Origin of the sequence: Citrobacter sp. RHBSTW-00671 (genome assembly GCF_014103415.1) — a bacterium.
GTDB lineage: Bacteria > Pseudomonadota > Gammaproteobacteria > Enterobacterales > Enterobacteriaceae > Citrobacter.
Genome location: NZ_JABXPR010000002.1, coordinates 92,466 through 106,337 on the forward strand (window position 1 = coordinate 92,466; position 13,872 = coordinate 106,337).

General features: G+C 60.6%; 15 protein-coding genes and 1 pseudogene. 10 read left to right on the forward strand and 6 right to left on the reverse strand.

Going from position 1 to position 13,872, the window contains the following annotated elements; translation table 11 throughout:
- Nucleotides 1–30: 30 nt before the first annotated feature.
- From HV261_RS23730 to HV261_RS23745, 4 genes are all read right to left on the reverse strand, one after another.
- Nucleotides 31–345, reverse strand: coding sequence for a hypothetical protein (locus HV261_RS23730; protein ID WP_000091613.1), 315 nt, complete (start codon nt 343–345; stop codon nt 31–33).
- Between the two features lie 254 nt (nt 346–599).
- A complete protein-coding gene (locus tag HV261_RS23735; protein WP_000215515.1) occupies nt 600–956 on the reverse strand; it encodes a cupin domain-containing protein in 357 nt (118 codons plus the stop codon).
- Nucleotides 946–1,347: a HepT-like ribonuclease domain-containing protein gene (locus HV261_RS23740; RefSeq protein ID WP_001293886.1), complete on the reverse strand. Its 402-nt coding sequence runs from the start codon at nt 1,345–1,347 to the stop codon at nt 946–948. Before HV261_RS23740 ends, HV261_RS23735 begins: the two co-directional genes overlap by 11 nt.
- Nucleotides 1,344–1,634, reverse strand: coding sequence for a nucleotidyltransferase family protein (locus HV261_RS23745; RefSeq protein ID WP_001247892.1), 291 nt, complete (start codon nt 1,632–1,634; stop codon nt 1,344–1,346). Before HV261_RS23745 ends, HV261_RS23740 begins: the two co-directional genes overlap by 4 nt.
- Nucleotides 1,635–1,792: 158 nt before the next feature.
- Here HV261_RS23745 and HV261_RS23750 point away from each other — a divergent pair, with 158 nt between their 5' ends.
- The 6 genes and pseudogenes from HV261_RS23750 (at nt 1,793) to HV261_RS23775 (ending at nt 8,942) form a co-directional block, all read left to right on the forward strand.
- Nucleotides 1,793–4,759: a Tn3-like element ISPa38 family transposase gene (locus tag HV261_RS23750; RefSeq protein WP_032640605.1), complete on the forward strand. Its 2,967-nt coding sequence runs from the start codon at nt 1,793–1,795 to the stop codon at nt 4,757–4,759.
- Nucleotides 4,760–4,837: 78 nt separating this feature from the next.
- Nucleotides 4,838–5,842, forward strand: a complete 1,005-nt coding sequence (locus HV261_RS23755; RefSeq protein ID WP_022542389.1) for an IS110-like element IS4321 family transposase — start codon at nt 4,838–4,840, stop codon at nt 5,840–5,842.
- Between the two features lie 277 nt (nt 5,843–6,119).
- Nucleotides 6,120–6,440: pseudogene (gene trbF, locus HV261_RS23760) on the forward strand (conjugal transfer protein TrbF); the annotation flags it as partial.
- Complete coding sequence (trbG, locus tag HV261_RS23765; protein WP_011191356.1) at nt 6,437–7,486, forward strand: P-type conjugative transfer protein TrbG; 1,050 nt, start codon at nt 6,437–6,439, stop codon at nt 7,484–7,486. The pseudogene trbF and the gene trbG, both read left to right, overlap by 4 nt.
- Nucleotides 7,483–8,703: a TraB/TrbI/VirB10 family type IV secretion system protein gene (locus tag HV261_RS23770; RefSeq protein ID WP_011191355.1), complete on the forward strand. Its 1,221-nt coding sequence runs from the start codon at nt 7,483–7,485 to the stop codon at nt 8,701–8,703. Before trbG ends, HV261_RS23770 begins: the two co-directional genes overlap by 4 nt.
- Before the next feature lie 2 nt (nt 8,704–8,705).
- Nucleotides 8,706–8,942 (forward strand): DUF2274 domain-containing protein, encoded by a 237-nt coding sequence (locus tag HV261_RS23775; protein WP_026227538.1) that lies wholly within the window; start codon nt 8,706–8,708, stop codon nt 8,940–8,942.
- Here the strand turns inward: HV261_RS23775 and HV261_RS23780 are convergent.
- Complete coding sequence (locus HV261_RS23780) at nt 8,939–9,835, reverse strand: LysR family transcriptional regulator (protein WP_011191354.1); 897 nt, start codon at nt 9,833–9,835, stop codon at nt 8,939–8,941. The two genes, HV261_RS23775 and HV261_RS23780, sit on opposite strands and share 4 nt — an antisense overlap.
- Nucleotides 9,836–10,202: 367 nt before the next feature.
- Between HV261_RS23780 and HV261_RS23785 the strand changes: the two genes are divergently transcribed.
- Nucleotides 10,203–10,625 (forward strand): MarR family winged helix-turn-helix transcriptional regulator, encoded by a 423-nt coding sequence (locus HV261_RS23785; RefSeq protein WP_223296479.1) that lies wholly within the window; start codon nt 10,203–10,205, stop codon nt 10,623–10,625.
- Between the two features lie 26 nt (nt 10,626–10,651).
- Nucleotides 10,652–11,611, forward strand: a complete 960-nt coding sequence (locus HV261_RS23790) for a YeeE/YedE thiosulfate transporter family protein (RefSeq protein ID WP_004099025.1) — start codon at nt 10,652–10,654, stop codon at nt 11,609–11,611.
- 38 nt (nt 11,612–11,649) lie between these two features.
- On the opposite strand, the gene HV261_RS23795 is transcribed toward HV261_RS23790, so the two are convergent.
- Nucleotides 11,650–12,009, reverse strand: coding sequence for a DUF6314 family protein (locus HV261_RS23795; protein ID WP_166479491.1), 360 nt, complete (start codon nt 12,007–12,009; stop codon nt 11,650–11,652).
- 297 nt (nt 12,010–12,306) lie between these two features.
- On the opposite strand from HV261_RS23795, the gene HV261_RS23800 reads away from it, so the two are divergent.
- Nucleotides 12,307–12,795, forward strand: coding sequence for a YkgB family protein (locus HV261_RS23800; RefSeq protein WP_004099027.1), 489 nt, complete (start codon nt 12,307–12,309; stop codon nt 12,793–12,795).
- Between the two features lie 557 nt (nt 12,796–13,352).
- Nucleotides 13,353–13,847 (forward strand): MarR family winged helix-turn-helix transcriptional regulator, encoded by a 495-nt coding sequence (locus HV261_RS23810; RefSeq protein ID WP_004099028.1) that lies wholly within the window; start codon nt 13,353–13,355, stop codon nt 13,845–13,847.
- Nucleotides 13,848–13,872 lie beyond the last annotated feature (25 nt).

The following is a 13,872-nucleotide window of genomic DNA, read 5'->3' on the forward strand; positions in this document are numbered from 1 at the left end:
GGGAAATTTCGTTGAGATATTTTGAAGGAATCACAGTGTAAGCAGGCGCTTTTTCAGGGAGGCGCGTTCTTGCGGGTTGCGTCCCTTGTGATTGGCGATGCGATCCGCCGTGGCGGCCTGGCGCTTGACGGGCCAGTAGGAGCGGCCATCCTTGCCCATCGACCAGACGCTGCTGGCCTGGTTTTCCAGCAGGGGCAGATGGGCGCTCAGGGCTTCGGGCGACGCGCTGGTCAGCGCCGTGCGCTCACGGGTGCGCCAGCGCTGATGCCAGAGCTTCTTGTCCTCGCGCTCGCTGCCGCAGGTCGTGTGCCCGACGATGGGTGTTTTGCGGCGGCTGCGGCTCATAACGTAGTGGTCTCCAAGAACATTCAGGACTGATCCCAGGCGTCGATGGTCAAGACCTGATCGGCAGGACAGGCGGCTACGCGGTCGGGAACTGGATGGTGTTCAGTCTCATGCCGACCCCATTCGATTGATCGCGTCGCTTGCGGCACGCTGCGACGCAAGGAGGTTTGCGACCTGGTTTAGCAGCCGTGTCCGCTGCATGTCTGTTACCTATCTCCCCGACCGCTCATTGGACCAACTCCAGAGATTGGGCTCTATCGCTCAGCCAATACGAAACCGGCATTGGCTGATGCCACAACCGAGACTAACACAAATGGCTCGGTACCTGTATTTCGCGCCCCGTGCACTTGGCCCGGTCTTGCCACGGCTATCTCACCTTCCCTGAGGGCACGAACAATCCCATTGCCCTGAAAGTAATCAGCCATTCCCGACAAAACAGTCCACGTGTCTTGGCCGTGAGGATGAATGTGAGCCGCAATTTCCTGCCCGGGATGGACATGCCAAACCACGATAATTGAGTCTCGGGTTTCAAGCACAACGGAACGAATAGGCTCGCCTTCGGACGGCTGAACATACTCGGCTACAGAAAATATTCTCGATTCAACAGTCATCGGAGATCCCTCTTTCACAGTTGTCGTTACGGTCTTCATCGTCGGCATCCTGACGCACGGCGGGCAATTGCTGGAGCAACGCCGGCAGCCATTCCTGTACCGTCTCCCACACCACATCGAGGTTGATGTCGAAATAGCCGTGAGCCATGCGATTACGCATATTGCGCATGCTGCGCCACGGCACGTCGGCATGCGCCTGGGTGAACTCGACGTAGCCATCCATCACCTTTGTGGCCGCCTCGCCGATGACGATCAGGCTCATGATGACGGCCTGCTGGGTGCGCTTGTCGGCCAAGAAGTCGTCCTTGGCCATCCCTTCCACGAAGCTGCGCGCATCGGTTGCGGCCTGCTGAATGTGGTCGAGGTAATCGGGCAGGCGGTTCTCGCTCATATCGGTTGCGCCTCCGCGAGCACCTTGGCCCGGAACTTCGGCGGCAGGTCGCCGGGAGTCAGCAGATCGACGTCAACGCCGAGCAGCGATTTCAGTTCTTCTTCCAAATCGCCCAAGTCCAACAACGTGGCACCGGGCAGCGCATCGACCAACAGGTCGAGGTCGCTGCCATCCCGGTCGGTGCCATGCAGCACCGAGCCGAAGACGCGCGGGTTCGCGGCGCGAAAGCGGCCTACCGCTTCACGCACTGCGCTTCGCTTCATGTCAAGCACAACAGACGGTCGCATGCGCATCCTTTCTTATCGAAACTCGTTGAGATGATATGCAATCAAGAATAGAATTTCAAGAACTATTTTCGAGAATCGCAATGCCTTGATTCCCGTGCCGCGCCGGTTGCCTTGGCGGGCTTGTCACAAACCTACGTTTTCAAGAAGAAGGAAACCGCATGCCCCGCCGTTCGATCCTCTCCGCCGCCGAGCGCGAAAGCCTGCTGGCGTTGCCGGACACCAAGGATGAGTTGATCCGTCACTACACGTTCAGCGAAAGCGACCTCTCCATCATCCGGCAGCGGCGCGGCCCGGCCAATCGGCTGGGCTTCGCGGTGCAGCTCTGCTACCTGCGCTTTCCCGGCGTCATCCTTGGCGCTGATGAGCCACCGTTCCCGCCATTGCTGAGACTGGTCGCCAACCAGCTCAAGGTCGGCATCGAAAGCTGGGACGAGTACGGGCAGCGTGAGCAGACCCGACGCGAGCACCTGGTCGAGCTGCAAACGGTGTTCGGCTTCCAGCCGTTCACGATTGGCCACTACCGGCAGGCTGTCCAGTTGCTGACCGAGCTGGCCATGCAAACCGACAAGGGCATCGTGCTGGCCAGAGCCTTGATCGAGCACCTGCGGCGGCAGTCGGTCATTGTGCCCGCCCTCAACGCCGTCGAGCGGGCGAGCGCCGAAGCGATTACCCGCGCCAACCGGCGTCTCTACGACGCCTTGGCTGAGCCGCTGACGGACGTGCATCGCCGTCGCCTCGACGATCTGCTCAAGCGCCGCGACAACGGCAAGACGACGTGGCTGGCCTGGCTGCGGCAATCCCCGGTCAAACCGAACTCGCGGCACATGCTGGAACACATCGAACGCCTCAAGGCGTGGCAGGCGCTCGACCTGCCCTCCGGCATCGAGCGGCTGGTTCACCAGAACCGGCTGCTCAAGATCGCCCGCGAGGGCGGCCAGATGACGCCCGCCGACCTGGCGAAGTTCGAGCCGCAGCGGCGTTACGCGACCCTGGTGGCGCTCGCCATCGAGGGCATGGCCACCGTCACCGACGAAATCATCGACCTGCATGACCGCATCCTGGGCAAGCTGTTCAATGCCGCCAAGAACAAGCATCAGCAGCAGTTCCAGGCATCCGGCAAGGCGATCAATGCCAAGGTGCGGCTGTTCGGGCGCATCGGCCAGGCGCTGATCGAGGCCAAGCAAGCGGGCCGCGATCCGTTCGCCGCCATCGAGGCCGTCATGTCCTGGGATGCTTTCGCCGAGAGCGTCACCGAAGCGCAGCGGCTCGCGCAACCCGAGGACTTCGATTTCCTGCACCGCATCGGCGAGAGCTACGCCACGCTGCGCCGCTACGCGCCGGAATTTCTCGACGTGCTCAAGTTGCGGGCCGCGCCCGCCGCCAAGGACGTACTCGACGCCATCGAGGTGCTGCGCAGCATGAACAGCGACAACGCCCGCAAGGTGCCCACCGACGCGCCGACCGAGTTCATCAAGCCGCGCTGGCAGAAGCTGGTGATGACCGACACCGGCATCGACCGGCGCTACTACGAACTGTGCGCGCTGTCGGAGCTGAAGAACGCGCTGCGCTCCGGCGACATCTGGGTGCAAGGCTCGCGCCAGTTCAAGGACTTCGAGGACTACCTGGTGCCGCCCGCGAAATTCGCCAGCCTCAAGCAGGCCAGCGAATTGCCGCTGGCCGTGGCCACCGATTGCGACCAGTACCTGCATGACCGGCTGACGCTGCTGGAAACGCAGCTCGCCACCGTCAACCGCATGGCGCTGGCCAACGAGCTGCCGGACGCCATCATCACGGAGTCGGGCCTGAAGATCACGCCGCTCGATGCGGCGGTGCCCGATACCGCACAGGCCCTGATCGACCAGACGGCGATGATCCTACCGCACGTCAAGATCACCGAATTGCTGCTGGAGGTAGACGAATGGACGGGCTTCACCCGGCACTTCGCCCACCTGAAGTCAGGCGACCTGGCCAAGGACAAAAACCTGTTGCTGACCACGATCCTCGCCGACGCGATCAACCTGGGCCTGACCAAGATGGCGGAATTGTGCCCCGGCACGACCTACGCCAAGCTGGCCTGGCTGCAAGCCTGGCACATCCGCGACGAAACCTACGGGGCGGCACTGGCCGAGCTGGTCAACGCGCAGTTCCGACATCCCTTCGCCGGGCATTGGGGCGACGGCACCACGTCATCGTCGGACGGCCAGAACTTCCGCACCGGCAGCAAGGCCGAGAGCACCGGCCACATCAATCCGAAATACGGCAGCAGCCCAGGGCGGACGTTCTACACCCATATCTCCGACCAGTACGCGCCGTTCCACACCAAGGTCGTGAACGTCGGCGTGCGCGACTCGACCTACGTGCTCGACGGCCTGCTGTATCACGAATCCGACCTGCGGATCGAGGAGCACTACACCGACACGGCAGGGTTCACGGACCACGTCTTCGCGTTGATGCACCTGCTGGGCTTCCGCTTCGCCCCGCGCATTCGTGACCTGGGCGACACCAAGCTCTACATCCCGAAGGGCGATGCCACCTACGAGGCGTTGAAACCGATGATCGGCGGCACGCTCAACATCAAGCACGTCCGCGCCCATTGGGATGAAATCCTGCGGATGGCCACCTCGATCAAGCAGGGCACGGCGACGGCCTCGCTGATGCTCAGGAAGCTTGGCAGCTACCCGCGCCAGAACGGCCTGGCCGTCGCCCTGCGTGAGCTGGGACGCATCGAGCGCACACTGTTCATCCTGGACTGGCTGCAAAGCGTCGAGCTGCGCCGCCGCGTGCATGCCGGGCTGAACAAAGGCGAGGCGCGCAACGCGCTGGCCCGCGCCGTGTTCTTCAACCGCCTGGGGGAAATCCGCGACCGCAGCTTCGAGCAGCAGCGCTACCGGGCCAGCGGCCTCAACCTGGTGACGGCGGCCATCGTGCTATGGAACACGGTCTATCTGGAGCGGGCCGCGAACGCCTTGCGTGGCCACGGTCAAGCCGTCGATGACGGCCTGTTGCAGTACCTGTCGCCGCTCGGCTGGGAGCACATCAACCTGACCGGCGATTACCTCTGGCGCAGCAGCGCCAAGATCGGCGCGGGCAAGTTCAGGCCGCTACGGCCGCTGCAACCGGCTTAGCGTGCTTTATTTAATGAGATGGTCACTCCCTCCTTCCCGGTATTATGCTGAGGACAGGCTTTCATTCGGAGAACTATCATGGAAAACATTGCGCTCATTGGTATCGATCTGGGTAAAAACTCTTTCCATATTCATTGCCAGGATCGTCGCGGGAAGGCTGTTTACCGTAAAAAATTTACCCGGCCAAAGTTGATCGAATTTTTGGCGACATGCCCCGCTACAACCATCGCAATGGAAGCCTGTGGCGGTTCTCACTTTATGGCACGCAAGTTGGAAGAGTTGGGGCATTCCCCAAAGCTGATATCACCACAATTTGTCCGCCCGTTCGTTAAAAGCAATAAAAACGACTTTGTCGACGCCGAAGCTATTTGTGAAGCTGCATCGCGTCCGTCTATGCGTTTTGTGCAGCCCAGAACGGAATCTCAGCAGGCAATGCGGGCTCTGCATCGTGTCCGTGAATCCCTGGTTCAGGATAAGGTAAAAACAACCAATCAAATGCATGCTTTTCTGCTGGAATTTGGCATTAGCGTTCCCCGAGGAGCTGCCGTTATTAGCCGACTGAGTACCCTTCTTGAGGACAATAGTTTGCCTCTTTACCTCAGCCAGTTATTGCTGAAATTACAACAGCATTATCACTATCTTGTTGAGCAGATTAAAGATTTGGAATCCCAGTTGAAACGAAAGTTGGACGAAGATGAGGTTGGACAGCGCTTGCTGAGCATTCCCTGCGTCGGAACACTGACAGCGAGTACTATTTCAACTGAGATTGGCGACGGGAAGCAGTACGCCAGCAGCCGTGACTTTGCGGCGGCAACAGGGCTTGTACCTCGGCAGTACAGCACGGGAGGTAGGACGACATTGCTGGGAATTAGTAAGCGAGGTAATAAAAAGATCCGAACTTTGTTGGTTCAATGTGCCAGGGTATTCATACAAAAACTGGAACACCAGTCTGGCAAATTGGCCGATTGGGTCAGGGATTTACTGTGCCGGAAAAGCAACTTTGTCGTCACTTGTGCTCTGGCAAACAAGCTGGCCAGAATAGCCTGGGCCCTAACGGCACGACAGCAAACTTATGTAGCATAACGGCAGAAATACACCGGTTTAAAGAATTACTGATCTGGTTTTGCGAATACTGATATTGATGATACTAACGGCCCACCGGCCTGTTGAGGAACCTGTAAAACGGAAAGGCTCATTGAAGCCGTATATTTTCTGGAGGTTCATCAGGCGCGGAACTCATCAAGGCGCGGGAATAAAATCCCATTCAGACGCCGGATAGATTCAAGCAAGCCAACTTGTCGTCAAAATCGGTGTTGCAAAAACGGGAGTGACCATAGATTCCGTTTTCTGAGACGACCCCTGGCTGCGCGCCTACGACTTCACGACTGACCGCGGCGCCATGGCGCTCAATGACTACGCCCGCTCCAACGACCCCTTTACACGGGTCGGCCGGCAGCAGGTCGCTGTCGACGTCTCCAGCGTCATCCGCGCGTCCCCGGACAGCTTCCGCGTCGCCTGGGTCGAGCGCCGATACGAAAATGGCCAGCTCGCCGAGACCACGCGCTGGACCGCGATCCTGACGATCGTCGTGCAGATCCCCCGAAACGCCGACCGGCTCAGGGCGAACCCGCTCGGCATCTACGTCAACGCCATCAACTGGTCACGGGAGCTTGGGCAATGAAGCCGTATTTCCGTAAAGCCGGAAACCCGGCTTCACACACACACGTACTCCCGGCTCTCCGTAGAGCCGCATTCCCGGTCGTTCTGCTAGCGGCGACCGCGCTCGCGGGCTGCGCGACCACCAATCCGCCGCCGGAGATTTCCTACGACAATGCGGCTCCGGCGGTGCAGACCGTCGATCCACCCGCGCCGGTCACCGTGGTCGAGCTGCCCCGGCCGCTGCCGCTGCCTGGCCAATTGCAGCGTGTGGAGGAGACGCGGCGTGCCCCGGAGCCTTCTAATCCGACCGCTCGCGTCAACCAGGCAAACGAGGCGGCACGAGTCCAGCCGGTGCGCGACGGCTTCATTAACTCGATGCAGGTCTACCCGTGGACTCAAGGGGCGCTTTATCAAGTCTATACCGCCGTCGGGCAGATCACCGACATCGCGCTCCAACCCGGGGAGCAGCTTGTCGGCGCAGGCCCGGTGGCCGCCGGCGACACAGTGCGCTGGATCATCGGCGACACCGAGAGCGGATCGGGGGCAACGCGCCAGATCCACATCCTAGTAAAGCCCACCCGCGCCGACCTGATGACAAACCTCGTCATCAACACCAACATGCGCACCTATCACATGGAGCTGCGCTCGACAGAGCGCACCTATATGGCGTCGGTCTCATGGCAGTATCCGCAAGACCAGCTCATTGCGCTGCGCCGTCAGAACGCCGAGGCGCAGGCGGCCCAGCCGGTGGCGAGCGGCGTCGATCTCGCGAACGTCAACTTCCGCTATGCGATCGAGGGCGACCGTGCGCCGTGGCGGCCGCTGCGCGCCTTCGACGACGGACGCCAGGTCTTTATCGAGTTTCCGCGCGGCATCGGTCAGGGCGAGATGCCGCCACTCTTCGTCGTCGGCCCCGAGGGCAACACCTCTGAGCTCGTGAACTATCGCGTTCGCGGCCACCACATGATCGTTGATCGTCTGTTCGCGGCTGCCGAACTTCGCTTCGGCTCCGGCCGCGAGCAGAAGCGCGTCAGGATCGTCCGCACAGACGGGAGGCCGACCTCGTGAGCGAGAACCCGCCCCGGATTGAGGAAGTGCCGGACGACGATGCGCAGCCCCTGACCGGCGAGCCGGTCGGGCCTGCGCCGATGCGGCTGCGGGCCGAACCGCCCCGCGTCACCCGGTTGTCGCGGAAGGTTCTCGCCGGCCTCGGTCTTGTCGCCAGCGTCGGGCTCGGAGGTGCGCTGATCTACGCGCTTCAGACCCGCGACGCCGGTCGGCCGAACGACGAACTCTATTCGACCGAGAACCGCTCGACCGCTGACGGACTGGCCGGCCTGCCGCGAGATTACAGTGGCGTGCCACAGCTCGGTCCCCCTCTTCCCGGTGACCTCGGCCGGCCGATCCTTAGTACCCAGGATCGCGGACAGCCGGTGCCCACACCCGGGACGGCCACGCCCAATCCCGGCATCAGCCCGGAAGAGCAGCGCCGCCTTCAGGAAATCGAGACCGCGCGCACCAGCCGTCTCTTCTCCGGATCGGAAAGCCGGGGCACACCCGCTGCTGCGGGAGCTGCCCCAGCGCTCGCGCCGGTGCCGGATTTGGCGAGCATTGGCCTCGCTCCGCCGCCCGCCACGCCCTCGGCGCAGGACCGGCAGAACGCGTTTCTGAACGCCGCGGCCGATCGCAGGACGGTTGCGCCCGATCGCGTCGCTGCGCCAGTATCGCCGAACGTCCTTCAGGCGGGAGCAGTGATATCCGCGGCGCTGATCACCGGCATCCGATCCGATCTACCCGGCCAGATCACCGCGCAGGTCACCGAAAACATCTACGACAGCCCAACCGGCCGTATCTTGCTTGTGCCGCAAGGCACTCGTGTGGTCGGGCAGTACGACAACAACGTGCAGTTCGGCCAGAGCCGAGTCCTGCTCGTCTGGACTCGGCTCGTCTTCCCGAACGGGCGCTCGATCGTTCTCGAGCGCCAGCCTGGTGCTGACGCTGAAGGGTTCGCCGGGCTGCAGGATGGCGTCGATTACCATTGGTGGGATCTGGCCAAGGCTGCGGGATTGTCGACACTGCTGAGCGTCGGCGCCGAACTCGCGGTCGACAACGACGATCAGCTCGTTCAGGCGATCCGGAACGGTGGGCAGGACACCATCAACGACGCAGGGCAGCAGATTGTGAGGCGTCAGCTCAACGTCGCGCCCACGATCACTATTCGGCCCGGATTTCCCGTGCGCGTTCTCGTGACGCGAGACTTGGTACTGGAGCCATATGGAGGGTGATGATGTCGAAGCTTAAGCTAGGCCCCATCGCGGACGACAAGCCGCTTAAGGTACAGGTCGAGCTACCTGCAGCTCTCCACCAGGACCTTGTTGACTACGCCCACCTATTGGGCCGAGAGCAAGGTCAGTCCGCTGTTGACCCAGCTCGGTTAATCGTCCCGATGTTACAACGGTTCATCGCGACAGACCGTGGCTTCGCCAAAGCCAGGCGAACGTTGACGCCGGGGAGCGCCGATTAATCCGTGGTCCCCGCTCTAGAGGGGGTGTCGAAACACTTCAGCAGCAGCGGCAGAGTCGGGTTGTCGTTGTCACTGGAAGAAATTATAGCGGCCGTCGGCGCCCGCGCCGATGGGAGCGGGATCAACGCGATATCCGGCCGGTAGATCACGCTGGTGATGGTCAAGCCGAAGCCCTGTTCGACCATCGTCAGCAGGGTTTCTCGGCTGACTTGTTGGATCGAGAGTTGAACCGCTCCGTCTCCGGCGCCCACCATGCGCCGGAGTATGCCAGCGAGCTCACGCCCAGCGCCATCCGAGCGAACGAGGAAGACTTCGTCACAAACGTCCTCCCACGACAGCTGTGGCCGTGCTGCCAACTCGTGAAGCGGGGACAATGCCACGAACAGATCTGGTTCGCAGAGACGTCGAACTTGGAACTGAGGGCTCTTGCTCGCACTCAGGCTGATTGCTGCGTCCAGTAATCCGCGCTTCACCCCCAAAGTGTTTTCTTCTGAAGTGCCTTCCTCAAGCTTTACCTCGATCGTCGGATGTCTATTTCTGAATGCCGAGAGAATGTTGATGATCGGGCACGCCGGGAACGCTTCAAGCATTCCAAACCTCACGAGCCCGGTCTTGAGTTTCCGCGCGGAGCGGATCTCCGTTGCGGCGTTACGAAGGTAGCGCGCTCCCACCACCGCTTGTTGAAGGAAGCGCTCACCTTCTGGAGTCAGCCCTGCCCCCGCTCGCGTACGCTTGAAGAGAGAAAAGCCAAGTTGGCGCTCAAACAGCTGCACACGTCGGCTGACGGTGGATTGCGATATCGATAGGCGCTCCGCCGCTCGGCGGAAGCTGCCGGCCTCGGCGACCTGAACGGCGTACTTCAGGTATCGGAGATCAAGAGTCAGGTCGGGCATGAGACCCGTCCGATCATACCGGCGGTCTCATCGGCGAACCGCCTGCGCCCGGTGAGCGGCACCCATGCACGTCCACTTTCATCGAGCCCACCCCCGCTAGCGCCTGGGGAACGAGCACGTCCGTTGATCTCAGATGTGGAATCCGAGCTGAGCCCCTCAATGAGCATGACCATGTCCGAATCTGTCATAGATGCATGCGGCGGTCATACATTTTCACACGCTTGAAGTCTATGCGCGAAGCATATATTCTTGCGGTATGGAGCCTGAGGTCGCCAAGTACCATTTAGGTGCACTCGCGTTGGCCGTTGCAGACAGCATCGCCAGTGTCTCGGCCTCGTTTTCACCAAGCGGCCCGGGGACCGCCGTGATGGTGTTACTCAGCATGGAGCCCGGACTGCCGATCAGCGTTTTGGCTACCTCGATCGGGCTTTCTCATGCCGGGACGGTGCGATTGATCGATAGGCTCGAGCGCGAACAGTTGGTGGAACGACGAAGACAAATCACCGACAGGCGGGCGCGCTTCATTCACCTCACCAATTCGGGGAAGAAGATAACGGACGCCTTGCTCAAGGCACGGGAGCAGGTGATCTCCGAATGTATTTCGCCCCTGTCGCCCAATGACCTCGACATTCTAGGCATGCTGTCGGAGCGGCTCCTTGTGGCAAACGGCTTCGACAAAGATGGCTCGGTCAGCCTTTGCCATCTGTGCGGCTACAGCAGGATCGCGCCTTCCCGTGGTAAAGCTAAGCCGGGGCGCTCGCCACGCTGGAACGTCGCATCAGAAGGCTGACGATATGATCAGGCAGGCTTGAAATAATGGGATCGTTTGCGCTCGAACTTCTTCTATGCGTACTTGCCTTCGGGTTCGGATATGCGGCGAACCAAGGCGGAACCTGTTTAGTGGTGGCCGCTCATGAGTTACACAGAAGACAGCCGCCGAAAATGTTCGTCGGATTTCTCGCAGCGTCGGCAGCGGCAGGCCTGGTTGCGGTCCCGATAGTCTGGACGGGAACACTGGGCGCAACACTCGCACCCTCGACCAGCATCAATTTCCTCCTGCTCATCGGCGCCATCGCCTTCGGCCTCGGCGCACTCATTAATGACACATGCCTGCTCGGATCGCTGGCGCGGCTTGGGGATGGGGAGATGCGACTTCTAGCTCTACCCTTGGGATTAACGATTGGTATCTTGGCTGCCGACCATGGCAGGTTCGGCTACGATTCAACATGGCCAAGCTTAATCTCCAAACCGAGCGCAACAGGCCTCGTTACTCTCCTAGCCTTCCTAGTTGTGCTCGTGCTGGCACTCGTTTTCGTTTCCACGAAGAGCGTTCTGCGAACAAAGCCGGGTTGGTCGTTCGGCGCTTCGATGATTGGACTCGGTATCACTGGCGGACTTCTATATGCACTCTCGCCGGCCTGGACCTTCGCAGACGTGATTCAACGCGCCCTTCCTCTCAGAATGTCCCCGGCCGGCGAGGTCGCGCTCACTGCGGTGATCTCTTCGATCGCAGGCGCCCTAACCGCCTCCTTTCGCCAAGGCAATCTGCGTCTCCAACTGCCGACAGCCAATGGCATTCTGCGATCTGTCGTCGGCGGCACATTGATGGGTATCGGCATCGCGCTCATACCCGGCGGGAATGATGGGTTGATCCTCGCAGCGGTTCCGACTCTTTCACCTGGTGGGATAGTCGCCTACCTTCTGATGACGACGACAATCGTCTTCGGATTTGCAGCGCGTGGTAAGTTATTCCGGCGCTGCCTTTCACGGCCATGATAAGGGCAACAGAGGACTTGCCCTCCTGACATGAGCATTTATCCCGACCGGGAATATCGGCTGACTAGCTCGTATGCCTTTGCAGGCCCTTGGACCATGATGACCACTTCAAAGGCCGCCGGCCCCAGAATCCTGTAGGTTGCATGGTAGGTGTCGTCTCCGCAGGCATAGACGCCACTCGCTTCCAACCCGGTATCCGTCCGCGAGAAACTCAAGCTGAGGAACTGCGTCCCGATATGAGGTCCGTCTGCGAACTCGACGACAACACTGTCCTCGCTCAAGCGATAGCGATACTGCCGGCACGCGGAGAATACTCTGCCATCTGCCAGTGAGAGAATGCCGCTCTCTCGATAAGCGAGCGCGCCTTCGCCGATCGCTGCTACGATTTCGGTGGGCATGGTTATCTCGTCCAGGGCCGCGTCCATCCGTACAGGCTGGACGTTTGCCAACGGGCTATAGGCCCACCCGGAGCGCCAGCCCCATCAAGTCAAAATCCCGCAAAGGTCGCGCGTTTGCTGGGTAAAGGCATCGCCGATGAGGATGGCTTCGTGAGGCAGCGAAGCGCGAGCCAGCCGCTCGACATATCTCGCTTATTAGTATATGGTATATGCGTCGCGCATATACTGCAACGCCTGCCCGAAGCACGTAGACGACGTTCGTGACGTTCCCACGGGACCACTGTTGAGGAATTTTAGATGAGCATTTTCGACCGTTATGAATTTCTTGTCCCCGAGCACGGTCGGAGGGATCTTGGCCTGCTTAGATGGGCTCTCGTGATCGTATTTCTGTGGTTCGGCGCGATGAAGTTCACAGCGTACGAGGCCTATGGTATCGCCCCGTTTATCGAACACAGCCCGATCATGAATTGGCTCGGCATGTTCGGGACGCAGGGGCAAAGCTATTTCATCGGCGTTATCGAGTTATCGACCGGTCTCGTTCTGATCCTTGGTGCATTTCGTCCACTCTTCTCTGCGCTAGGCGCACTAATGTCAGCAGCGACCTATCTGATCACGCTGACCTTTTTCATCACCACTCCAGGTGTCGCGGAGCAGACTGCCGGCGGCTTTCCTGCGATTTCGGCTGCACCAGGGCAGTTTCTACTGAAGGACGCAGTTCTGCTAGCGGCGTCCCTCGTGCTGCTGCGTGCTTCGGTCCGCCACAGAGGGGCGCTTGTGCTCTCGTGACTGTGGTCCTCTCGTGACGGCGGGCGTGCAAATCCTGCAGAACCTCCGCGGGGCATGGATGCTCCGTCGCGATATCGAGCCCGGAGGCGCTCAGCTGCATGGCGACGCGGTCTTCGCCCGTTTCGCCGCAATCCCCGACGTCGTGGAGCACGGACTGTTCCTCAATGGGATTGATACAATCGTGATCGCGCGCGGTGACACGATGGAAGTGCGACGCCGGGGGCAAGCTAGGTCTCGCTGATCTGCACCTGCGCGGCCTGGATGACAGCGCTGACGCGGAGTGATTCTCGGGCGCGACCTACGGCGATTCCGAGCGAAAAGGCTTGCCCTATAGCCGCCAGGTATCAACGGTTCCGCGGCCTTAACGAGCCGGACCCGTTTTTTTCGGCGCGCTCGATCAGTCGAAATCCTCCGAAACCCTTCTAAAACAGGACATTTTCCACAAGCCGCGCGGAGGAAGAGGACCACGGTATGGCTTGCTGTCTATGCTCCGCGCACATATAGATGTGGCAATGGATGGACCTCGAGATCGAAACATTTTCGGGGCGTTCGCACTCATGATCAGCGACGACATCGTTCGCGCTAGTTCATCGCGGGCGCCGGAAGCTGGACCCGCCGCCTCAGCGCTGGCGTTGCTCGCGCACAAGCCCGGGCTCTCGATCCGTATGCTTGCGATCGGGGTGGGCCTTTCACATGCTGGAACTGTTCGCCTGGTGGATAGATTGGTAAGCGAGGGATTGATCGAGCGTAGGGAGCATTCGACAGACGGGCGCGCGCGATCCCTCTATCTTACTCCAACTGGCAAGGTCGCGAGCGACGAGGTCCTGGCCTCGCGCGATCAAGTGATTGCCGAAGGGCTATCGATCCTTAATCCAGACGAACTGAAAACCTTATCGGACATCGCTGAACGCGTTCTCCGAAATCGCTTGGAAAACCTCGAGCAGTCATACCGCATCTGCCGCTTGTGCTGCTACGAGGGCTGCACGAACTGCCCCGTCGATGCCGAATTGCATGAGCGAGGTGTGGACCGCGAGAAGAACGACGACGCGTAGGAGACTCGCAATTGCGGCAGCTCAA